The 24,453-nt window shown below is 32.9% G+C and carries 20 protein-coding genes; 19 read left to right on the top strand and 1 reads right to left on the bottom strand.

The features are described 5' to 3' along the window. From POF52_RS11135 to POF52_RS11085, 11 genes are all read left to right on the top strand, one after another. Window positions 1-624, top strand: coding sequence for an acetyltransferase (locus POF52_RS11135; protein WP_271992643.1), 624 nt, complete (start codon window positions 1-3; stop codon window positions 622-624). Between the two features lie 22 nt (window positions 625-646). Next, the gene (locus POF52_RS11130; protein WP_271992641.1) at window positions 647-1,831 is read left to right on the top strand and encodes a DegT/DnrJ/EryC1/StrS family aminotransferase; all 1,185 of its coding nucleotides are present in this window, start codon (window positions 647-649) and stop codon (window positions 1,829-1,831) included. Window positions 1,832-1,851: 20 nt separating this feature from the next. Further along, on the top strand, window positions 1,852-2,196 hold the full coding sequence (locus tag POF52_RS11125) for a helix-turn-helix domain-containing protein (RefSeq protein ID WP_098979908.1): 345 nt from the start codon (window positions 1,852-1,854) through the stop codon (window positions 2,194-2,196). Window positions 2,197-2,238: 42 nt separating this feature from the next. Continuing rightward, window positions 2,239-2,979, top strand: a complete 741-nt coding sequence (locus tag POF52_RS11120) for a glycosyltransferase (RefSeq protein WP_271992638.1) — start codon at window positions 2,239-2,241, stop codon at window positions 2,977-2,979. Between the two features lie 9 nt (window positions 2,980-2,988). Next, window positions 2,989-4,239 (top strand): glycosyltransferase, encoded by a 1,251-nt coding sequence (locus POF52_RS11115; protein WP_271992636.1) that lies wholly within the window; start codon window positions 2,989-2,991, stop codon window positions 4,237-4,239. A gap of 2 nt (window positions 4,240-4,241) precedes the next feature. Then, a complete protein-coding gene (locus POF52_RS11110; protein ID WP_334314406.1) occupies window positions 4,242-5,273 on the top strand; it encodes a glycosyltransferase in 1,032 nt (343 codons plus the stop codon). Window positions 5,274-5,291: 18 nt separating this feature from the next. After that, a complete protein-coding gene (locus tag POF52_RS11105) occupies window positions 5,292-6,452 on the top strand; it encodes a polysaccharide pyruvyl transferase family protein (RefSeq protein WP_271992632.1) in 1,161 nt (386 codons plus the stop codon). A gap of 13 nt (window positions 6,453-6,465) precedes the next feature. Next, on the top strand, window positions 6,466-7,656 hold the full coding sequence (locus POF52_RS11100) for a glycosyltransferase (RefSeq protein ID WP_271992631.1): 1,191 nt from the start codon (window positions 6,466-6,468) through the stop codon (window positions 7,654-7,656). A gap of 13 nt (window positions 7,657-7,669) precedes the next feature. Continuing rightward, complete coding sequence (locus POF52_RS11095; RefSeq protein ID WP_271992629.1) at window positions 7,670-8,857, top strand: glycosyltransferase; 1,188 nt, start codon at window positions 7,670-7,672, stop codon at window positions 8,855-8,857. A gap of 14 nt (window positions 8,858-8,871) precedes the next feature. Beyond that, a complete protein-coding gene (locus tag POF52_RS11090) occupies window positions 8,872-10,056 on the top strand; it encodes a glycoside hydrolase family 88 protein (RefSeq protein ID WP_271992627.1) in 1,185 nt (394 codons plus the stop codon). 438 nt (window positions 10,057-10,494) lie between these two features. Further along, on the top strand, window positions 10,495-12,048 hold the full coding sequence (locus POF52_RS11085) for a lipopolysaccharide biosynthesis protein (protein WP_271992625.1): 1,554 nt from the start codon (window positions 10,495-10,497) through the stop codon (window positions 12,046-12,048). A gap of 309 nt (window positions 12,049-12,357) precedes the next feature. Here POF52_RS11085 and POF52_RS11080 read toward each other — a convergent pair whose 3' ends face one another. After that, window positions 12,358-16,332 (bottom strand): chitobiase/beta-hexosaminidase C-terminal domain-containing protein, encoded by a 3,975-nt coding sequence (locus POF52_RS11080; RefSeq protein WP_271992623.1) that lies wholly within the window; start codon window positions 16,330-16,332, stop codon window positions 12,358-12,360. A 413-nt stretch (window positions 16,333-16,745) separates the two neighbouring features. Here POF52_RS11080 and POF52_RS11075 point away from each other — a divergent pair, with 413 nt between their 5' ends. The 8 genes from POF52_RS11075 to POF52_RS11040 all read left to right on the top strand — a co-directional run bounded on the left by POF52_RS11075 (window position 16,746) and on the right by POF52_RS11040 (window position 24,376). Then, window positions 16,746-18,686, top strand: a complete 1,941-nt coding sequence (locus POF52_RS11075; protein ID WP_271992621.1) for a lasso peptide isopeptide bond-forming cyclase — start codon at window positions 16,746-16,748, stop codon at window positions 18,684-18,686. A gap of 14 nt (window positions 18,687-18,700) precedes the next feature. After that, complete coding sequence (locus POF52_RS11070) at window positions 18,701-18,856, top strand: paeninodin family lasso peptide (RefSeq protein ID WP_271992619.1); 156 nt, start codon at window positions 18,701-18,703, stop codon at window positions 18,854-18,856. A gap of 475 nt (window positions 18,857-19,331) precedes the next feature. Beyond that, entirely contained in the window at window positions 19,332-20,261 is a 930-nt protein-coding gene (locus POF52_RS11065; RefSeq protein ID WP_271993106.1) for an HPr kinase/phosphorylase, read from the top strand. Next, window positions 20,262-20,567, top strand: coding sequence for a lasso peptide biosynthesis PqqD family chaperone (locus POF52_RS11060; protein ID WP_271992617.1), 306 nt, complete (start codon window positions 20,262-20,264; stop codon window positions 20,565-20,567). It begins immediately after the preceding gene. Between the two features lie 31 nt (window positions 20,568-20,598). Then, window positions 20,599-21,081 (top strand): lasso peptide biosynthesis B2 protein, encoded by a 483-nt coding sequence (locus POF52_RS11055; protein ID WP_271992615.1) that lies wholly within the window; start codon window positions 20,599-20,601, stop codon window positions 21,079-21,081. Next, window positions 21,074-22,267 carry a nucleotidyltransferase domain-containing protein gene (locus POF52_RS11050; protein ID WP_271992613.1) on the top strand — a complete coding sequence of 398 codons (1,194 nt, stop codon included), beginning with the start codon at window positions 21,074-21,076 and terminating at the stop codon, window positions 22,265-22,267. Before POF52_RS11055 ends, POF52_RS11050 begins: the two co-directional genes overlap by 8 nt. Continuing rightward, window positions 22,267-24,060, top strand: coding sequence for an ABC transporter ATP-binding protein (locus POF52_RS11045; protein WP_271992611.1), 1,794 nt, complete (start codon window positions 22,267-22,269; stop codon window positions 24,058-24,060). Before POF52_RS11050 ends, POF52_RS11045 begins: the two co-directional genes overlap by 1 nt. A 109-nt stretch (window positions 24,061-24,169) precedes the next feature. Continuing rightward, a complete protein-coding gene (locus POF52_RS11040; RefSeq protein ID WP_271992609.1) occupies window positions 24,170-24,376 on the top strand; it encodes a hypothetical protein in 207 nt (68 codons plus the stop codon). Window positions 24,377-24,453 lie beyond the last annotated feature (77 nt).

The following is a 24,453-nucleotide window of genomic DNA, read 5'->3' as shown; positions in this document are numbered from 1 at the left end:
GTGAAAGTTATCGTATTGGGCAATGGCGGACATAGCAAGGTCATTCAAGAAATGATCTCTTCTTTGCATGATCACGAAATTATCGCTATTTTAGATGATAGATATGAAGAACGGAAAGAAAAAAATGCAATAGTCTACGCTCCTTTTTCTTCTTTAAATGCGCTGGTTGATAAAGACGTAAAAGTTGTCATTGCGATTGGCAGCAACATAGTAAGAAAAAGGTTAGCCGAAACATTAAATTTACGAACAGACCAGTATTTATCAGTTATCCATCCAACAGCAGTTATAAGTTCAACAGCTATTATCAGAAATGGAACGGTTGTAATGCCGAATGCGGTGATTAATGCAGATGCTGAAATTGGGGAGCATTGTATTATTAACACAGGAGTCATTGTTGAGCATGAAAATAAAATTGCAAACTATGCCCATATCTCACCTAATGCTACACTAACTGGCAATGTTTCGGTCGGTGAAGGTGTACATATAGGGGCATCCGCCACCATTATTCCGGGAATGAAAATTGGTCAGTGGTCAGTGATTGGAGCTGGCTCGACTGTTATTCAGCATATTTCTTCTCATTGTAAAGCGGTGGGGTGTCCAACAAGAATCATTCATAAGGATTAAAGAAAATATAGTAGAAAAGGTGATGACTTTAATGACCAAATCGAGAATATATCTTTCTCCGCCTCATATGAGTGGAGATGAGCAAGGATATATACATGAAGCATTTGAAAGTAATTGGATTGCCCCTCTAGGGCCCAATGTAGATGGTTTTGAAAAAGAGATTGCCTCTTATGTAGGAGTCAGTGAAGCTGTTGCAGTAAGTTCAGGAACCGCAGCGATTCATTTGGCTCTTTCTTTATTAGGCGTAACAAAAGGAGACACTGTATTTTGTTCAACGCTTACCTTTATAGCTAGTGCGAATCCTATTATCTACCAAGGAGCTGATCCGATATTCATTGATTCAGAGCCAGAAACCTGGAATATGTCACCACAAGCATTAAAAAGAGCATTACAGGATGCCTCTATAGAGGGAGCACTTCCGAAAGCCGTCATCGTTGTAAATTTATATGGGCAAAGCGCAAAAATGGACGAGATTCTTTCGCTATGTAATCAATATAATATCCCCGTCATTGAAGACGCAGCTGAATCACTTGGGTCTACCTATAAAGGAAAAGCAAGCGGTACTTTTGGCAAGTTCGGCGTGTATTCTTTTAATGGAAATAAAATTATTACGACATCCGGTGGAGGAATGCTTGTTTCGAATGATGTGGCTGCTTTACAACAAGCTCGCTTTTTAGCAACTCAAGCACGTGATTCAGCACCTCACTATCAGCACAGCCAGCTTGGATACAATTATCGAATGAGTAATATTCTGGCCGGAGTTGGAAGAGCGCAATTGCAAGTATTAGAGACCCGAGTAGAAGCAAGAAGACAGGTTTTTGAACGTTATTATCAAGAGTTGGCAGGCTTAACAGGTATTACATTCATGCCAGAGCTATCAAACACAAAAACAAATCGCTGGCTTACCGTTTTAACTATTAATGAAAAAGAAGCGGGAATCTCTGCAGCACAGTTAGTACAAGCGTTCACTGATCAAAACATTGAAGCGCGTCCCGTATGGAAGCCGCTTCATATGCAGCCTCTTTTCCAAGGAGTACGTTACTATCCGCATAGTGAAAATGATGATGTAGCCCAGCTATTATTTCAAACAGGCATCTGTCTTCCATCAGGTTCAAATATGACGGAAGATGACCAAAATAGAGTCATTAACTGTCTTAAAAAAGCGTTAAGTAGAGTCTTAAATAAGGAAGGGATCGTCCAATATTAGAAAATATGAGGTATTGATGAATGATTGGAGAAAAAATTCATAAAATCCGCAAAAAAAAGGGACTTACATTATCTGAACTAGCCGAAAGAGCTAATATGTCCAAGTCCTATTTAAGTAATATCGAACGTAATTTAAATGATAATCCTTCTATACAAGTAGTCGAAAGAATTGCGGCTGTTTTAAATATAGATTTACATACACTTATCGAAATCAAACATGAACCTTCACATTTTTTAGAGAGTGAATGGCTTCATTTTGTTAACGAATTAAAAAAATCTGGGATTCGAAAAGAACAGCTTCGAGAATATAAAGTCATTATTGAGTTTATAAAATGGCAGAATGAGAAAGCAGAAGATAAAAAATAGAATATACCAGCAATTAATATTTTTTGAAAAGAGGCATAAAGGATGAGTAAGACTATTAAAGTTCCAAAAATTATTCATTACTGCTGGTTTGGAGGGAAAGAAAAACCAGATATAGTAAAAAGGTGTATAGATACCTGGAGAAAACATTTACCAGACTACAAAATAATAGAGTGGAATGAAAAGAACTTCGATATAAATTGTAATTCGTATGTGAGAGAGGCGTATGACTCTAAAAAATTTGCTTTTGTTAGTGATTACGCTAGGGTACATGCTTTGTATAATCGTGGAGGAATTTACTTAGATACTGATGTTGAAGTTTTCAAATCTTTCGATAATCTACTACATCATGACTCATTTTGGGGATTTGAACAAGAGAATTTTATAGCTACGAGTACAATTGGAGCAGCTAAAGAAAATAAAATAATAAAGGTATTTTTGGATTCATATCAAGAGAAAAGCTTCATCAAAAAGGATGGAAGATTTGATCAATCAACTAATGTAGCAATCGTAACCAAGATTTTAGAAAATATCGGACTGAAAAAGAACGGAGAATATCAAGAAATCTATGGTATAGGAACTTTTTATCCTCAAACATATTTTTCTCCTTATGATTATATAAATTGCAGGAAACAAATTACGAAAGACACATATGCTATGCACCACTTTTATAAAAGTTGGTTGCCGCCTAAAGCCAGATTAAAAAGTAACCTCAAAGTTTTAACTGCTAAAGTAATAGGTGGAGATAATATTGCCAGAATTAGAAAGATAGTTTCTAGAACATAGGGGGGTAAGATGAATAATATATTAATAGCCTCTTTTGATATGGAAGTTGGAGGAGTCGAAAGAAGTCTAATCAGCATGCTTGAAAATTTTGATTACAAAAATTATACAGTTGATTTGATATTACACAAACATCAAGGGGATTTTCTGAATTTACTTCCAAATAAAGCTAGCCTATTGACGGAAGTTCCTCAATATACAACGTTCAGAAAATCTATAGGTGAAACGATAAAGGATAGGCACTATTCCATTGGAATATCAAGAGTTTTTTCTAAGATAAATGCTGATCTCAAAGGAAGACTGAAAGGAATCGCAGAACCCGGTTACTATCAAATGCAACTCATGTGGAAATATGCATTACCTTTTCTTCCTAAAGTGGAAAAAGAGTATGACGTAGCAATTAGTTATCTATGGCCTCATTACTTTATCGCTGGAAAGGTAAAAGCTAAGAAAAAAATTGCTTGGATTCATACAGACTACTCTACAATTGAACCGGATAAAAAGATGGATTTGAAAATGTGGCAGCAATTCGATCATATAATTGCAGTTTCAGAAGCATGCAAGACTTCGTTTTTAAAAAAATACAGTGAATTAGAGAATAAAGTTTTAGTTATAGAAAATATTACCTCTCCTGGTTTTATTAAAAAAATGGCAAATGAAGAACTGGAAAACCCAATGATCAGGGATAACCGGTTTAAAATTGTAACAGTAGCAAGATTATCGCATGCAAAAGGAATTGATAACGCTGTTAAAGCGTTAAAGCTATTAAGAGATAAAGGGTACAGTAATATTTCTTGGTATGTAGTTGGATATGGTGGAGACGAAGCTATGATCAAAGAATTAATATCTAAGAATGGCTTAGAAGATAGTTTTATTCTGCTAGGTAAACAAATAAATCCGTATCCATTTATAAAAGAGGCTGATTTATACGTTCAACCGTCTAGGTATGAGGGAAAGGCCGTTACTGTAGGAGAAGCTCAAATACTTACAAAGCCTATTATGATAACTAACTATCCAACTGCTTCAAGTCAAGTTAAAGATGGATTTAATGGATATATTTGTGCATTATCTATTGAAGGAATAGCACAAGGAATAGAAAGATTATATAAGAACCTTCAATTGAGAAACACCTTATCTAATAACTGTGAGACTACAGACTTCAACAACAGTAATGAATTAGAAAAGCTATACAAAATAATGGATATAAATAATAATCATAGCTTTTTAGGTACAAAGAAAGATTCTATAAAAGGAGTGATTTAATGATGAATGTAAAAGTAAGTGTTGTTATACCTGTATACAATGCAGAAAAATATATTACTGAATGCATTGAGTCACTCTTAAACCAGACGCTTAAACAATGCGAATTTATTTTCGTAAATGATGGTTCAAAAGATAATAGTTTCCAAATTATAGAGAACTACAGAAAAAAAGACAATAGGGTAAAATTAATTAATCAAGAGAATCAGGGGGTCAGTATTGCACGAAATAATGGCTTAGCAATAGCTTTAGGGGAATATGTAGGATTTGTGGATGCAGATGATTATATAGAAAAAGACATGTATGAAACATTATATAACTATACAAAACAATACAATTGTGATCTTATTTTATCAAACTTTGAAAGTGAGATAGAAGGGCATAAGTTAATCACTAAATATTCTTTTCCAATTGGTAGCATTCTAGATGAAAGTTATATAAAGGGAGAAATATTGCCTTATTTTCTTAAGGCCGATGACTTAAATACTGCCTGTAATAAACTATATAGGAATAAAATGTTAAAAGAAAACCTTATAAGATTTCCTGAAAATGTTTCACTTGGTGAAGACGGGATGTTTAATATAAGCTTTATAGGGTCTATCGATACTATGATATATATAGATTATACGGGATATCATTACAGAGAGGTTAAAGGAAGTGCTACTAGAAATGTAGTGGAAAAGGACTATTTTCAAAGAGCTTTGGAGGTCTATAGATTAGAATTACCTACAAGCTTAATAGGTAACATTAATAAAGTTAAAATACAAAAGTTCAAATCATTAAAGCTTATAAGAAGCGTAATGTCATACATACATGTATATTTTGATCCAGGTAAAGAATTAAGTTTTAAAATGAGATACAGATATATAAAGGAAATGATAAGTAATAAATGCGTTAAAGAAGCGTTAGCGATTTATTGTAACGAAAATTACAATACAATAGGAAACTATGAAAAATTTATCATTAATATGATAAAAAGAGAATCAACTTTAGGACTATATTTTGCTACGGCGTACAGCAGAGTACGGAATAAATAATATTTGGAGGTATTTTTAATGAAGGTTATGATGTTTGCCCATGATGGCAGTCTTAATAGAGGGTGTGAAGCTATTGTCAGGTCTTCTAACGATATAATAAAAGAAAAAATAAAAGGAACAAAAATATATTTAGCATCTGGGAAGCCTGAAACAGATAAGATATTAGTTAATTTAGATGGTATCTATGATGCTTCAAAGGAAAATATAAAAAAGTATTCGCTTGATTGGTTATTGTCGTCAATTAAAGTGAAGTTTTTCAATGACGAGTCTTATGCTTTAGGTAAAATTGAACATAACATAATTAAGCATATAAAAGATATAGATGTATTTTTGTCTATTGGCGGAGATAACTACTGTTATGGAGAGCAACCCGGCTGGTATGAGATAGATAGAAGAATAAAGGCACAGGGAAAGAAATTGGTTTTATGGGGATGTTCTATTGGTGAAGAAGACATATCACCAAAAAAACTCGAAGATTTAAAATTATTTGATTTAATACTAGCACGGGAAACTCTTACTTATAATATGTTAAAAAATCAAGGACTTACTAATGTTAAATTATGTGCAGATCCTGCATTTACAATGGAAAAAGAAGAGTTGGAGTTGCCTAAAGGCTGGAAAGAAGGAAAGACTATAGGGTTAAATTTTAGTCCGCTTGTTTGGAATAGAAATAAAGAGTCCCGGGCAGCGGTACGAGATCTTATTAATCACATACTAAATACTACAGAGCTAACAATTGCTTTGACTCCCCATGTCATTCAAGAAGGAAATAATGACTATGAAGTTCTAAAAAATTATTATGAGGAATTTAAAAATACAGGAAGAGTTCTATTATTGCCAGAGAATTTAAACGCAATACAATATAAAGGCTATATAGCAAGAATGAAATTTTTTATTGGAGCAAGAACACATGCAACAATAGCAGCTTACTCTTCTTATGTTCCTACTATGGTATTGGGGTATAGTGTAAAGTCGAAAGGAATCGCTAAAGATCTCTTCGGAGAAGAAAAATTAGTTTTAGGAATCGATGATATTTCGGATAGTGTCAAGTTAAAAGCTAATTTTGATCAAATGGTGGAAGAAGAAGAGATAATAAAAAAACATTTACAGCAATCAGTACCAAGAATTAAAAAAATGTCGTATAAAGCAGTAGATTATTTAAGTAAATTAAATAGATAATTTGAGGTGTAAAATGAAAAAAAATCTATTATTTGTAATACCAAGCTTATCTGCCGGCGGGGGAGAAAAAAGTTTAGTAAATTTACTGTCTCAAATTGATTATAATTCATATAATGTGGATCTATTTTTATTGAATCACAATGGGATTTTTATGGATTATATACCAAAAGAGGTAAAAGTTCTTTGCTTACCTGAATCTTATCATCTGTTTTCTTTACCATTTTATCAATCAATAAAGAAGCTTCTACTAAAAGGTAAAATATCTTTACTATTTAATAGGATCATGTTTGCATTAATAAATAAAAATAATAAAAACATTTCTCAAAAAGAACAATATGGCTGGAAGTATATTTCTGAATCTTTAGAAAAAATTGATAAAAAATATGATGCAGCTATAGGTTTTTTAGAGAAAACATCTACCTACTTTTGTATAGACAAGGTAGACGCTTTTAAAAAAATAGGTTGGGTTCATATTGATTATGACAAATTAGGTATGGATCCAAAATTTGATATACGATATTTTAGAAAGCTCGATAATATTATTACCGTCTCAGAAGAATGTGGTAATATTCTGAAAAGTCGTTTCCCTAGTGAACGCAATAAAGTAAAAATCATGTACAATATCGTTTCACCAAAATTGATAAATAAGATGGCTAAACAAGTTAAAATGGGTGTTTATGATAAAAAATGTAATGAGGTTGTCATTTTGTCTATAGGAAGGCTACACTATCAAAAAGGATTTGAGTTGGCTATTAAAGCATGTAGAAAATTAGTAGATAAAGGTTTTAATATAAAATGGAATATTATAGGTGATGGCGAAGAGAGAGAGAATCTTACAAAGTTAATTAAAATAAATAAGCTAGAAAATCATGTTATATTGTTAGGATTAAAATCTAACCCATATCCCTACATAAAACAAGCCGATATATATGCACAAACATCAAGGTTTGAAGGTAAATCTATAGCTATAGATGAAGCTAAGATCCTTCAAAAACCTATTATTGTTACTAATTTCAGCACAGCTAGAGACCAAATAACAGACGGTGTCAATGGACTAATAGTAGATATGAATTCAATAGCTATTTCTGAAGGAATTGAACAACTTATAAAAGATTTTGAACTCAAAAAAACCATAATAAGTAATTTATCTAAAGAAGAATTAGGTACAGAAGAAGAAATAAATAAGTTGTATGAAATATTATAGAGGGTGACTATTAATGAAAAAAAATCTATTATTTGTAATGAATAATTTAAGCTGTGGGGGTGCCGAAAAGGCTCTTATTTCTTTATTAGAAACCATAGATTACTCTAAGTTTAATGTGGACTTATTTTTATTTAAACATGAAGGTTTATTTTTTTCGAAAATACCTAAACAAGTAAATTTATTAAAAGAGCCTTATGAATATAAATATTATGACATGCCTATAAAAAGAGCAATAATAAGTTGTATTAAGAAAGGCAGACTTGACATAGCTTTATCAAGGTTAAAAGCTGGTTTCATATTTAAAACTGAACAAAACAGAGCTAGGTGTGAACAAAGAGTCTGGAAATATATATGTAATTCTTTAAAAAGTATAAATAAGAAGTATGATGTTGCAATTGGTTACCTAGAAAAAACCCCCATTTACTTTTGTGTAGACAAAGTAAATGCAAAAAAGAAAATAGGATTTATTCATAATGATTACGACAAACTTGGAATGGACCCTGAAATTGATCAAAAATATTTCGATAAACTGGACAACATTGTTACAGTATCTGAAGAATGTGCTAGTGTTTTAAAACAACGATTTCCTGTATATAAAGACAAAGTTGAAGTGATGTATAATATTGTTTCACCGAAAGTAATAAATAAAATGTCATCGAATCATTTGAACATAAAATACCGTGGAGTAAATTTAGTTTCATTAGGCAGGTTACATCACCAAAAAGGGTTTGAGTTGGCGATAGAAGCATGTAAGAATTTAATTGATAGCGGTTATAAAATAAAGTGGCATGTAATTGGAGAAGGGGAGGAAAGAACTAAGCTAGAAAAGCTAATTAAAGCCAATAGGCTTGAAGAGAACTTTATACTGTTAGGTCTTAAAGAAAACCCATATCCCTACATAAAACAAGCCGATATATATGCACAAACATCAAGGTTTGAAGGTAAATCTATAGCTATTGATGAAGCAAAGATACTTAATAAACCAATCGTAGTAACTAACTTTACTACAGTTAAAGATCAAATTAAAGATCAGGAAACTGGATTAATTGTAGATATGACATCATCATCAATTGCTGAGGGAATCAAAAGATTGCTTGATGATGATCATTTAAGAGGAAAATTAACAAACAATTTGTCAAAAGAAAAGCTGGGAACTGAGTCTGAAATAGAAAAGTTATATAAATTGTTTAATGCAGGATAGGAAAGGACATAGAAATGATTATTCAAACAAGTGTTTTTTTATTAATTACTCTAATAGTAATAGTTATACTAATAGATATTATTCCTATATTTAAAGACTGGTTGGGGCGGATTCACATAGGGAGATATGACAATAAAAACATCTGGAATAAATTAATTACTGAGAAAGCAGTTAGTTGGTTAAATGATACCCCAAAGATAAAGGTAACCGATAATACACGCTTAATTGTATTAGATATGTTAAAAGGAAATTATACTAAAAGTGCTATACAGCACTGGCAAGAGGCATCAATATTATTAGGTTTATCAGAATATTTAAAAAGTATTGAAGATCACAAAGCTGAAAATGAGATAGTAAAGTTTTTAAACAAAAAGTTTGATAGTGCAGGTCAATGGATAAAGAAGCCTGTACATGTAGATGGGGCAATATTGGCTTATGCTGTCATGAAATTGGACTTTATAGAAACTGATACGTACAGAAAAGCATTGGATTATACATGGGAAATGATAAAAGAGCATATAGGCGAAGAAGGCACAGTTGAATATAGGAAATCTATGCCGAGCTACAGATATGTAGATACGATAGGTTTCATATGTCCTTTTTTAATTGCTTATGGAACAAAATATAATAAAGGTGAATGCATAGAATTAGCAGTAAAACAAATTAAAGAGTACGAACGATATGGCATGTTAGAAATATACTCTATCCCGTGTCATGCTTATAAGGTAGATAATAAAATACCCTTAGGATTATACGGTTGGGGAAGAGGTCTTGGCTGGTATGCTATCGGTCTTATAGATTCATGGGCCGAACTGCCAACCGATAGTAGACATAAATCGATACTAGAAGAAAGTGTGAAAAACTTCGCTAAAGCTGCTATGAGCTTTCAGCAGGATAACGGAAGCTGGAACTGGACTGTCACTAGAAATGAATCTAGAGCGGATTCTTCTACTACCGCTACCTTAGGCTGGTTTTTAATTAATGCTTCAAAAATTGATGGGATTTCAAAAGAATGTCTAGACAGCACTACCAAAGCCATAAATTATCTGATGAGCGTTACAAGAAGAACTGGAGAAGTTGATTTTTCTCAAGGAGATACAAAAGATATAGGGGTGTATGCAATGTTATTCAATATACTGCCATTTACGCAAGGATTTTGCATAAGAATGATAAATGCTATATCTATTACAAAGAAGTAAAATTCGAATAGAAAATCTTATTGAAACAGGAATGAAACTTGGTGATAATTGGTTAATTAAGACGGGAATAATATTTGTTTACTCTCATATACAATGTCCTTCCAGCACCTCAAGTGTATTTAGCGGTGCTAGAGCTTTAATTATATCAGAAGTAACTAATAATAAAAATTCAATAGTTATTACATGGAATTTATGGGATCATAGTAACGAATTCTGTAACAGGAAACGTAACCTAGAAAAAATCCCTAAAAATTTAATGATACTAAAGCTAATATATAAGAAAGTAATTATACTATAAAAGAAAATGTATCACGTATCAGTCAGAATAAAATGCATGAACAGCTAAAAAGATGAAATAGCTTTTATTAAATAGGTTGTTAAATATACAGGAGAGTATAAATTTTATATTTCTTATACATGTGACCTAAAGGAGAGCAAATGAGAACTAAACATTCAATTATTAACATAGCAACGGGTTTAGGGAATCAAATTATTATTACATCATTAAGCTTTATTTCAAGAACGGTATTTATAACATATTTAGGGGTCGAATACTTAGGAATCAGTGGGCTATTCACTAGTATATTAGCAATGTTAGCATTAGCTGAAGCGGGTGTAGGCTCAAGTATTGTTTATAGCCTTTATAAACCAGTAGCAGAAAATGATCAGGAAAAAATAAATGTTCTAATGAACTTATATAAGAAAGCATATATGGTGATTGCCTTAATTGTATTACTGGTGGGCTTATCGATCATGCCATTTCTTGAACTTTTTACTAAGGATACTAGTGTAGAAAACATTCATTTAATCTATCTAATCTTTTTAATTAATACTGTTTTACCATACTTGTACTTACACAAAAACAACTTTTTAAGCGTATGTCAAAAAACATATATGATAACAGGAATCTACTCTATATCTTCGATTGCATCTGTTTGTCTTAAAATAGGTATATTATATTATACAAAAAACTTTATTTTATACTTAGTTGCAGATTGTTTTATAACAATAGTTACATCTGCTGTTTTAGCTATTATTGTAAATAGAATGTATCCATTTTTGAAAAATAAAGTAACCAGGAAATTAGACAGCGAAACTAGAAGCAACATTATTAAAAATATAAAGGCTATTGTCTTGCAGAATATTGGAACCTATCTTGTGTTTGGTACTGATAATATTATTATATCTACATTTGTAAGTGTCACAGCAGTTGGGTTGTATTCTAATTATAATATGCTAATAGAAATTTGCAGGACTTTTGTAAATCAAGTTTTTAGTAATATTTACCACAGCGTTGGAAATTTAATAGCACAAGAAACTAAAGAGAAGGTTTATAGCATCTATAAAGTAACTATGTTACTGAGCTTTTGGCTATATTCAACTCTGGGTATATTGCTACTAATCATGTTAGAACCGTTTATTGCTATTTGGATAGGATCCAAATTTTTAATGAGTAAAGGTGTAGTAGTAATACTAATTATTATTTTTTATGAAAGAGGCATGAGAAATTCAATTTCTACAGTGAAAACAACTTCAGGAATTTTTCATGAAGACAGGTTTGCTCCTTTATTTCAGGCGGCTGTTAATCTAGTTATTTCAATTATTTTGGTTCGGCACATAGGCATTGCAGGTGTTTTTATCGGAACTCTTATTAGTGCCCTAGTCGTGCCTTTTTGGGTAACACCTTATTTAGTCTATAAAAAAGTGTTTAATAAACCCATAATAATGTATTTCGCAAAATATTTTCACTTTACAATTATAGCTACAGGAACCTATTTTACGACAAATTTAGTGTGGAGTCTTATAGAACCCGACACTTTCGTAACATTAGTTTTAAAGGGGATTATCTGTTTAATAACTATCAATACGATATATATATTAGTTTTTTACAAAACAGAGGAGTTTAAATATTTATTTAATATAATTAAAAACATAATGGGGACGATATTAGAACGATTTAAAATAAATAAAAAAGTTACTTATAAAAGTTAAATGCTGGTTTTAGCGGTAATAATAATTTCATCAGTATATAGTATGTAATAAATAAAAGCAATAAGATAGATAAAAGAGTACTCATTATTGTAAATGAAAAATGAGGAATATACTAAAATCAAGAAAAGTAATAAAACTTCAAGTTTAGATTATATTCGCATAATGGTTTGTAGAAAAAGTGGCAAAATTAAAAAAGAAAAGAGTAAAGAAATAATTGCAGAAATATAAAAAGACTAGAATGATTTAATTATTAAAGGTATTCTAGTCTTTTTGAATTATTATTTTAGGGAAATTAAAAATGTAATCATATTACTTAAGCGCATTAAAGTTAAGGGTTAATTCTTCAGGAGTTAATATTCTATTATAATATGCTACATTTTTAAATAAAACTGGTACTGCTTTATCGCCTATAATGAGCGGGAGGGAGGAAGGTTTAGTATAAACGTTATTAGCTATTCCTGATTCCGAGACTTTAACATTATTGATATACATTAACAATGCTGTGCCGGTTCTTATTACAGCAATGTGATAATACAAAGATTCATCTGCATACTGAGGAGAGGTAACGGTTGCGTTAGCGGTATTTCCCCATATAGAAAACCCAAAAGCATTATTTCCATTGCGTTCTAACAATATTTTATTTTGAGATCCACCCAATTCATATCTGCTAATTAAGTCACCAAATTTAGGTGCTTTTGCAGTAAAGGAAACGGTAAATGTGTCATTCGCCATAAAATAGCTGTTCGGATTTTCAATAATCAAATTGTTGGAAGGATTATCTTTATATAAAATAAGGCCATTTGTTACGTAGTTAGCTGATACGGCTGAAGTCTTTACTGTAACACTAATACCATCAGAAACATTCCCGTTTATATCTTTTGATTTTACAGTCAACTTATATTGTATATTTGCTTTTAATCCAGTTACACTATAATTCGTAGTTGTAACATTTTCATTTAATAAGACAGAGTCTTGGTATATTTCGTAACTTGCCACATCAGATGACAAGCTTCGAGTCCAAGTTAATCCAACCGAATCTGAAGTGATACTACTTGCTAATAAATTTGAAACCTCTTCTGGCGGCGTGGTATCTTGTGAAGTAGTAACTGTGATAGAAATACCGGATGATTTATTTCCTGCTTTGTCTACCGTTTTAACAGTAAATGAATACTGAGTTGAAGCTAGAAGACCAGTAACAGTGTAAGTAGTACTATTAATGGACCCTGTAAGTGTATCCCCGTTATATATTTCATAATTTAATACATCGTTTGAAGCACTAGCTATCCAGGATAAGTCAACTTTATCATTAAACGGTGTAGCAGTTAAATTTGTAACATTGGTTGGAGGAGTTTTATCTATATTAAACTGGATTGATTTAACTTTACTTTGATTACCAGCAGTATCTACTGCAATAACTTTTAGGGTAGTGGGATTTGAAAGTTTAAGGGGCGTAGAATATTGAATACTAGATGTAGTTGGAAGCGTTCCGTCTAAGGTATAGTAAATAATTGCATCTTCATTTGCTACTAATGTTACCGTTTTATCTGTATTATATATTCCGCCATTAGGGTTAACAGTTACCCTAGGCGCATTAAGGTCAGCTGTGGAATTAGTGATATCAATGTTTTCTAATAACAAGGTTGTTCCAGGATTTTTATTTACAGTCATAATTGTATTAAGAAGGGTACATCTTGTAATTAAATATCCTTTTTTTAGTTCTAGCCAGTACCCATCAACTATAGAATTTTCTAAATAGCAATGGTTCAAAATTGTTTGGGTGTTGTTATCAGTTTTACTGAGCTTTACGTTAAAAAATGAACAATTATCTACAGTAGAATTTATTAAAGTTGCATCGATATTTTTAAATAGGCTGTTTTTAATATTAACTTTTGTTTCTGGGAAAGCTGAATCACCAAATTTTAAGTCAGGACTAATTGACTTGTTTCTGTTTCTGATGAATTGACTATTTAATACATTACAATCTTTAATATTCGCACTGCCGTCTATGATAGTTAAACCGTCAACTGTTAACGGTCTGCCTACATAAATATTAGATCCGTTTCCATTAATACTTACACTATGATTTTTAACTGTGACATTCTGAATAATGCTACCTGCTGCAGTTACTGCAAAGCCGGGGGTTGTTCCACCAATATTCCAGTCTCTTTCAATAACAACATTATTAATATAGCACCTTCCATAATTAAATCGACTAACATTAAATCCCCACTCGCCGGAATCATAAAAGCTGACAGGAGGGCCATCCTCAGTTTCAGATACTTGAAAAGAATTAGTAGTACGATTTACAACATAGTATATTTTGTCGACACTAATATTGCTAGGAACTTTTCCTACCCATTGTTCAAAACAAATTTTAGCCGTATTTCCCATACCATGATTATTGATAATAAAAGAACTCGTTGAAACATCAACTGTAGGCGTACCAAAATAACCATAGTTGGCATTTCCATAAAAAATGCCATTATTTAAACGTACGTCTTGAATAACAGAACCTCTAACGTCCATTAATCTAAGATTAGACTGTTGACCAACTAAGCCATTTACATAATTGTCACCAGATACAATAAATTCTGTATTAATAAAAGTATTATTTAAATACTTTATATACATGTTTGTAGGATAAGAACTAACTCCTCCAACATTCCAACCTTCGAAAACATTATTTTCTACAGTTACATGGTTACCATCTGCGTTCACAAAGTGGCCTCTTTCATTATCGTGAATATGATTGTTAAAAATGTATAACCTAAAGTTCAGCTCTAGACCATCTTTATTATAGTAAGGCTGTTTATATGGTATGTTGCTTTCACCTACCATAGACTCAATATCTATTGCAAACATAGGAGGAATTCCATTGCGAAAGTCTGATGTAACATTATCATCTGCTTTACCTATATGGTGAATCTTATTATTATAAACACAAACATCATTTGCTGAAGCAAGAGTAATACCTTGTCTTCTACAGTGATGTATATCACAGTCATGAATCCAAATATGGTGTCCCATTTCATTCTGTGTGTAATCAGTTGAGTTAGTCCGGTACTTTAACCATCCTGTTGAAATAGCATCACCAGTACAATCGCATATCTCTATATTTTTAATTTCTATATGGTTTGAACCTGCTATTTCAATTCCTTGTCCCCATTCATGTGTATATCTCTCGTTATCAACTTTCGCAGTAATAGCCGCAATTTGATTATCTGTTAATGGGTTATTAGTAATATCAATAGTGAAAATCATTTTGTTGTTTGCTTCAATGTTAGGCTGTAAGATCCACCCTCTGCCTGTTGGTGCTGATGGAGCAAATTGTCCATTATTTCTAAAACCAACTAATGTGTTACTAGAAATTGTGTCCCTGTATTGATAAAAGCTATAGCCTTTAGATACATCTATCCCGTCGATTTTCCATAGTCTAAAATTGTTTAAAAGTCCTGGATGCTTAAATCTATCCATTATTTCACTTCTTATGAAATTAGGATTATCATTTAATGATCCATCAGGATTTATTCCACCTCGAACAAATTTTACACCAATTTCGTAATAATGTGTTTTTCGATCTCCAATTATCTTACCGCCAGAAATCTTTACGTTTTTGACATCTTTAACTTGAAAAATGCTGTAGCCTGGGGACCCATTACCTTCTAATTCCAGTATACAACCATCTGCCATTTCAAAGTGTATGTCATTTACCATATTGATACATGTAAAGGACAATGAAGCAGCATCTTGCCATACCCATGGTTTTAGCTTTAGCTTATAAAAACCACTAGGTAATATTACATGATTAACGCCTTGAGACTTAGCCCAAATAATTGCATCATTGATACCTTGGGTAGTAGTCTCAGAAGAAGTTCCATCGTTTTTAATATTCCATCTATTGAGTTCAATTACATAAGGAGATGATAACGTTGAAACTGATAAATTTGTTGCAGGTTTCCAAATGCCAGCTTCATATTTGAGCACATCTCCATTTTTAGGTGATGATGTAGATATATCTACATCACTCAACTCATCTAAACTATTAGCTCCGTGATTGTTAATAAGCTTTGTTTCTATTTCATTAATTGCATTAACTAAATTTTCTTTATCAGTAGTTGTTAAGTTTGACAAAAAGCCAATTTCATTTTTATTTGCTATTTGGATATTGCCAGAATCAGAACCAATAAATAATTCACCTGTATCCGTACATAATCCGAATTCCCCAATATCTAAACTTGGTAAATCCTTCTTTAAACTACTACTGATTTGTATCTTATAAGCCAATAAAAGCCCCCCCATTAATTGTTATAGCTTTAATAAGAATAGTAAAGAAGTTTGCATCATAAATAGAAATGCTAATCTTTATCCTTTCCTTATAATATTAAATTCAAAATTTTATCTTACTGCTTGGACTAAATGGAAACAATTGTAAATAAATAATAAGTATACGTTAACTAAAAAGATTATATAGAAAAATCATTGAAATTTTCTTCTGGGTCATTGACATCTGTTATAGATAGGATATAATTTACTTAGGATGTTCTTTATAAAGAACAAATGAGCCGCGTAGATAAATCAACTTCTTAATTTATAAAGTTAAACTAAGTCGGGTTAAGCTATAAAAACATTGTTTTGAATAGGTGTTCTTTAAAAAGAATACAGGTCTATCATGATACATATGTGAAAGGGAGAAAACCATGAGTGCAATCGCTGGCATCTATCAATCTAATAATGAACCTGTACCTGCAGAGCATGTTAGCAGGATTATGAAAGCTCTACAAAAATACCCTGCCGATGATATTCAAATATCACATAAAGAAAATATTTTCCTTGGTTGCCACGCACAATGGATTACACCGGAGTCAGCTGGAGAACAGCAGCCATATTGTGATTATGAAAGGCAGCTAGCAATTACGGCTGATGCCATTATTGACAATCGAAATGAATTATTTGAAAAACTGCAGGTTAAACGCATTGAAAGAAAAACGATGACAGATAGTCAATTGATTTTACTTGCCTATCACAAGTGGGGAGAGGAATCTCCCCAGCATTTGGTAGGTGATTTTGCTTTCGTAATCTGGGATGAGAGAAAGCAGATGCTTTTTGGTGCGAGAGACTTTTCAGGAAGTAGAACCCTTTATTTTTATCGTAATACAAATAGATTTGCTTTCTGCACTACAATAGAACCATTATTGTCACTACCCTATGTAGAAAAGAAGCTAAATGAACAGTGGCTTGCAGAATTTTTAGCGATTTCTGGAATGATTGATGTAGTAGATGCATCAATAACTCCTTATAAAAATATAGCACAGGTGCCTCCTTCACATAGTATTACGGTAATAGGAGAAACAATCAAGCTTAAGCAGTATTGTACATTAACTTCCGTGAAAACGTTAAAATTGAAATCTACTGAAGAGTATGTAGAAGCATTTCAAGAAGTGTTTCAAGAAGCAGTTACTTCACGCTTGCGCACTTATCGTCAAGTTGGAGCTCAGTTGAGTGGAGGTTTAGACTCAGGTTCAATTGTTAGTTTTGCTGCAAAAGGTCTTCAAGGGACAGATAAGCAACTATATACATTTAGTTATGTCCCTCCTAATGATTTCAAAGATTTTACGCCTAAACACTTAATGACGAATGAGACGCCTTTTATTCAATCAACTGTACAATATATAGGTGGTATTAAAGCTCATTATCTAGATTTTGAGGGAAGGGATTCCTTTTCTGAAATTGACGATTTTCTCGACACTATGGAAATGCCTTATAAATTTTTTGAAAACTCTTTCTGGCTAAAGGGGATGTTTGAGAAGGCTGGCGAGGAAGAGGTAGGAGTATTACTAAATGGCGGTAGAGGGAATTTGAGCATATCCTGGGGTTCAGCTATCGATTATTATGCTCTCCTTTTAAAAAAATTAAAATGGGTTCGCTTAGCTAGTGAACTTCACCAATACAGCCAAAAAGCCGGTGGAAATAGATTACGAAGGATCCCAGTTATTGCAAGGATAGCGTTTCCTTTGATTGACCGACTCTTTCCGTTAGGTGATTCGTATGAGTTTCCTATGCTAATAAATCCAGAATTCGCAAAAAGAACCAGCGTTTTTAGCAAACTCCAAAAATATGGTATGGATGAAACAGGATGGTTTTCCACAACGAATATATATGAACAAAGAAGAAGACATTTTGAAGATGTTTTTCATTGGAATGCAAGTAATACACTTGCAACTAAACTATCTTTGCGTTATGGATTATGGAAACGTGATCCAACCAATGATCTTCGAGTGATTCGCTTTTGCCTCTCTTTACCAGAGGAGCAGTATGTTCAAAATGGAATGGATCGTGCACTCATCCGAAGATCAACAGAAAATCTTTTACCTGATACAGTCAGATTAAATCAACGAATTCGCGGTGTTCAAGGGGCAGATTGGGTTCATCGTATGATGCCGCATTGGAGTGAATTTACGGATGAGCTACGTCAACTTAGTAAAGATCAAAGAGTTCTTGAATTTCTAGATGGCCAAGGAATAGAGGAAGCGATGTCTAACATTCATGAAGACACTCATGCAAAGTATGCAATTAATCCTTATTATAAGATTATGATGCGCAGTTTAATCGTATATCGTTTTATAAAAAAATTTAATTGAGAGGAGGTGAAATCATGAAAAAAGCATGGCAAAAACCTGTATTGGAAACACTAGATGTTACAATGACAATGGCTTCTACAGTCTATGGTCCTTATACGGATGAAGCGTATGTACCTGGTAAAGATGTTGATAAAGATAACCCTGGTGCCTGGAGACGTTTTACGAGTTAAGAAGAAGAATAAGAAATTAGTAGCAAATATAAAATTTGTTTTTTATATCAACTTCTTCTTTTTCAATACTCTAAAGCTTGGAAACTTGAATACCCCTTATACATTAAATGTGTATATGGGGTTTTTATTGTAAGAAAATTAGAGTGAGGAATTAAATTTTTGTTTTTTTATGTTTTAATGAAATAGGTAAAATAAGCAGATAAACAGTTAGTTGGATATTGCCTAGATAATAATTTTAAGTGATTGACACTACAAAGAAAAGGTGATAATTTTATTCTAGACAATGTTCTTTATAAAGAATACTTTATATTTAAACTAAACAGCTATTTTCGCTATTATATAAAATATTTTTTGTGTTTTTGTTCTTTATAATGAACTTAAATACATGTTTTATCAGGTGATCACCATGTTATGGAAAAAAGTGCAGGAGGATAGCTATTATGAAAAAACTATTTATACACAAAGGTACAGTCAAATGATAGATACTACAAAAAGGATTGCTTATAAGGCATTTGGATTAAATATAATAAGTGAAATCCCCCTACCTGAGCTGCCTCAAATAAGTATACCAGTAGAACTGGGTGAAATCATAATTAAAAAGGATGATTTAACAAAATTATGGTCTGAAATATATAAATCAAACACATATTTTATTGTAAAAGAAAACCTATGTATGTTTAAAGTTCCTGATTTAGCTATTTACTTAATTCAAGATGGCAAAAAAATTACTGTTTCTCCTATAAAAGACTCCAGTGAAGATTTAAGCCGCCTGTATATCCTTGGTACATGCATGGGAGCATTATTAATGCAAAGAAAAGTCCTTCCGTTACATGGAAGTGCTATAGCTATTGATGGAAAGGCCTATGCAATAGTAGGTGAATCCGGTGCAGGAAAATCAACACTTGCTTCTGCCTTTTTAAAAAGAGGATATCAGCTCCTAAGTGATGATGTCATACCCATAACTTTTACTGAGGAGAATATTCCAGTTGTAACACCAGGGTATCCGCAACAAAAATTGTGGTTGGAAAGTTTAACTCAATTTGGATTGGAATCAAATTGTTACCGTCCAATCTTTGACCGGGAAACCAAGTTTGCTGTTCCGGTAGCATCTCAGTTTGCTACTGAAGCTTATCCTCTTGCTGGTGTATTCGAATTAATTAAAACGGACAATAATGAGATTGAAATGCACTCTATAAAAAAGTTAGAAAGACTTCATATGCTGTTCAATCATACATACCGTAATTTTTTTATTGAACGTTCAGGTTTAATGCAGTGGCACTTTACTACTACGGCAAGAATTGCTAGTAAAATTGATCTTTACCAGTTACGTCGACCAACATCTTGTTTTACGGCTCATGATTTAACAGACTTAATTTTAACTACTATAAAAAAGGAGAGAAAATAAATGATTAAAAATCAATTCATATCAATGGATCAATTAGTTAATCAAGGAACAGGTCATATCGTTAGTGACATGGATGGAGAAAAAGTGATGTTAAGTATTCATAATGGTAAGTATTATAATCTAGGTGAAATAGGTGGTGAAATATGGGAACAAATTAAAGAGCCGATTTCAGTAAGGAAATTAATTGCTACGTTAGTGGCCCAATATAATGTGACACAATCTGATTGTGAGGAACAAGTCATCGCCTTTTTAAGTCAATTAATAAAAGAAGATTTAATTCAACTTGAGGAGAATAACCGTTCGTAGTTTCAATGTTTTCTAGCTGTGGGAGGGAAAGATGAACATTTTAAAGAAAGTAAGCGTATTTTTAAAACTGAATATGAAAACAAAACTGTTATTTATTGAGGCTTTTATTTATTTAGGATGGGCCCGTTTCCTTAAAACTTTACCGTTTTCGAAAATATCTCCTTCCTTAGGACACCAAATGAAAGAAACGCCTCTCACTGTTAATTTATCTAATGATAAAGTTCTAAAAGATGTAGCTCAGGCTATTCATATTATGAGCCGTTACACTTTTTGGGAAAGTCAATGTCTAGTTAAAGCAATCGCAGGGATGAAGATGTTAGAAAAACGGAAAGTTGAAAGTACTCTTTATTTAGGTACTGCTAAAGATGAGAACGGAAAATTGATTGCACATGCATGGTTGCGCAGCGGTCCATTTTTTATTTCAGGTGCAGAAGGCAAAGAAAAATTTACCATTGTAGCTAAGTTTGCAAAAGAGATCAGTATGAAAAAGCGTGAAGGAGAAAATTATGGATAATATGCTCAACTTGGACCGCATCCCTAAGGAATTAAAATTAATTCTTGAATTACTGAAAGAGGGGAATGAACAATATCTTCAAAAACATAGCCAAGTACTATGTAGAGATATTGACTGGAATCTTTTCATCAAACTTACGCTGCATCACCGTGTTTATCCATTGATAAATTTCAAAATAAAGATGTTGGACGGGGAGATAGTTCCAACCCATGTAGTTCAATTTTTGCACCAACAATATAAAAGAAATACATTTCAAATGCTTCGTTTAAGTGCAGAAATGGAACAAGTCAGCAGGCTCTTTTCTAAACAGGAGATACCCACTCTCTTCTTAAAGGGCCCAGTTTTGGCCCAAGATTTGTATGGAGATATCTCGTTGCGTACTTCTAGTGATTTAGATTTTCTTATTCCAATTCAGCACCTTGAAAAAGCAGAGAAGCTTTTATTGAATCTTGGCTATGAAAAAGATGATTATATTCAAACGGTATTAAATGACTGGCAGTGGAGACATCACCATGTCACATATATTCATTCCAATAAAGAAATGAAGCTTGAAATTCACTGGAGATTACACCCCGGGCCAGGAAAGGAACCAAGCTTTGATGAACTATGGAAACGGAAAACTAGAAGTTCAATTACCAGTTATCCTGTCTATTTATTAGGAACAGAAGACCTATTTCAATTTCTTGTTTCTCACGGAGCACGCCATGGCTGGTCTCGACTTCGCTGGCTGATTGATATTCAGCAAATAATGAAAAAAAGAATTGATTGGGCAAGGCTTTATATTTTATTTAAGGCCTATCATAATCCTTATGTCGGAGGACAAGCAATTATTTTAGCCTCACATTTGTTAAATATAAGAGTGGAAGAAGAAATGAAACCTTTACTAATAAGCAGACGTCCAAAAGAACTAGCTCAAGAGGCAGTCTTTTATCTCGAAACTATGGTAAATTTACATGATGATTCTGTTCCAGAATATGTATCCAGATATCATAGTCGTCATTTGTTTTCATTAATGTCTGCTCAACAAAAGCTTTTCTTTACTGCAAGTTTATTGCATCCTTATCCAGAAGATGCAGAGACCTTACCTTTACCGAAAAAGCTTCATTTCTTATATTTTCCTTTAAGACCTGTTTTATGGGCTTGGAGGAAGTCTAGGAAAGATGTATTACGTAGGGGGGCAGAATAATGAAACACCTCTTATACTTTTTAAAGCAGATACATTCGTTTGCGGGAAAAAAGCTCTATGTGAACCTTTTGGCAACAGTGTTCATGAGTTTACTTGAAGGCATTGGAATTTTATTATTAATTCCAATGCTTAGTTTGAGTGGTATTGTGAACTTGGATACAGAAGGATCACCTATTTTTAGGATATTTTCATTTTTGCAAGATATGCCGAGTGCCATAAGTTTGATTCTCATCTTGGGCATTTATGTGTTGATGGTTTCTGGTCAAAATATATTACAACAACACGTAACAGTTCAAAATACAGTCATTCAGCTTGGTTTTCTTAGACATATGCAACTTGAGACTTATAGTACCTTACTTCATGCGAACTGGGAGTTCTTTATAAAAAAAAGAAAATCAGATCTTATTAACATAGTACTTACAGAAATTGCTCGCACTAGTGGAGGAACAACTTCATTTTTACAGTTTGTAGCATCTCTTATATTTACGTGTATACAAATCGGACTGGCCCTTTGGCTTTCACCTAAAATAACCCTTTTTGTATTGCTTTGCGGTTTAGCCATCATCTTTTTAAACCGTAAGTTTCTCAAAAGGTCGCTGGCATTAGGAAACAGAAATTTTGAATTAGGGAAAAGTTATCTGGCAGGGATAACAGATCAAATTAATGGAATCAAGGATATTAAAAGTAATACTTTAGAAGAATCCAGAATGAGCTGGTATCGCTCGATCACAGAAGAAATGAAAAATGAGCAGGTTGAATATACTAAGCTAAAGACAACATCACAATCTTATTATAAAATCTCTTCTGCTGTACTAGTTGCTGCTTTTATATATGCTGCAGTGAAGTTGTTTCATGCTGAAGCAAGCCAATTAGTGCTCATCATTCTTATTTTTTCAAGATTATGGCCAAAAGTTGCTGGTATTCAAGCTTCTATGGAACAAATCGCGACAACTCTTCCAGCATTTAAAGCTGTGAAAGCTTTGCAAGATGAATGCAGAAATGCAAAAGAGTTTGAAAAAGGAGCTAATCAGCGTATTAAACCGATTCAATTTGTAAAAGACATCGAGTGTCGCAACGTTTATTTTCGCTATAATCAAGATGCATCTTACGCTTTACAACATATTAATTTGATCATTCCTTCTAATCAAATGACAGCTTTTGTAGGTCGGTCCGGCGCGGGGAAAAGCACGCTGATAGATTTGTTGATGGGACTCAATCAGCCTGAAAAAGGGCAGGTTTTAATTGATGGAATTCCATTATCAAAGAATAATTTATTATCATTAAGACGAGCTATTAGCTATGTTCCACAAGATCCTTTTTTGTTTAATGCAAGTATAAGAGAAAATTTATTATTGGTGGAACCTCATGCAAGCGAGGAGCAAATGTGGGAAGCGCTGGAGTTTTCATCTGCTGGGGAATTCGTAAGAAGGCTTCCGCAAGGACTTGATTCATTAATCGGAGACCGGGGAATTAAGCTTTCAGGCGGAGAAAGGCAGCGGCTTGTGCTAGCCCGCGCTATTTTACGCAATCCATCTATTCTTGTCTTGGACGAAGCAACGAGCGCGCTTGATACAGAAAATGAAGCAAAAATTCAAGAAGCATTAGAACGATTAAAAGGAAAGATGACGATTATTGTCATTGCTCATCGTTTGTCTACAATTCGTAACGCTGACCAGGTTATTGTGCTAGAGCAAGGCGAGATTATTCAACAGGGTGGATTTGCTCAGCTCGCTGAAGAAAAGAGTAATACGTTTAGTAAATTGCTAGGAAAACAAATGGAAGCTGTTCATTAGAAGCTTACTAAATAAATACCAGATTCAAACAATACTTGATATAAGACAGCAATATTTTAAATTTTTTTGGTTTTTGTTCTTAATAAAGAACTGAACTGAAGGAGGTGACATGATGCAAAAGAAGACCTATAGAGCTCCAGAAGTTCTAAATCACCAGCCAATCCGATTTGAAACAGCTCAAAGCTGGAATCCAGGGAAAGGGAACTTAGATCATTCAGGAACAGGAAACAATGGCGCTAACTGGCCGTCTACTAATCCAAATCCTACTCCAGGTGGTGCAGGTGCTCCAGGGAAAGGAAAAGGGAGAAATAAATAAAATAAATACTTTTTTCAGCTGTTTTATTTACTTAATACAGCAAATAAAACAGAGAGTCAATGGTTTTCCATTGACTG

The sequence above is a fragment of the Priestia sp. AB genome (genome assembly GCF_028369225.1).
Lineage (GTDB): Bacteria > Bacillota > Bacilli > Bacillales > Bacillaceae_H > Priestia > Priestia megaterium.
The sequence above is the reverse complement of the archived record's forward strand: the minus strand, read 5'-3'. Positions and strand labels throughout refer to the sequence as shown.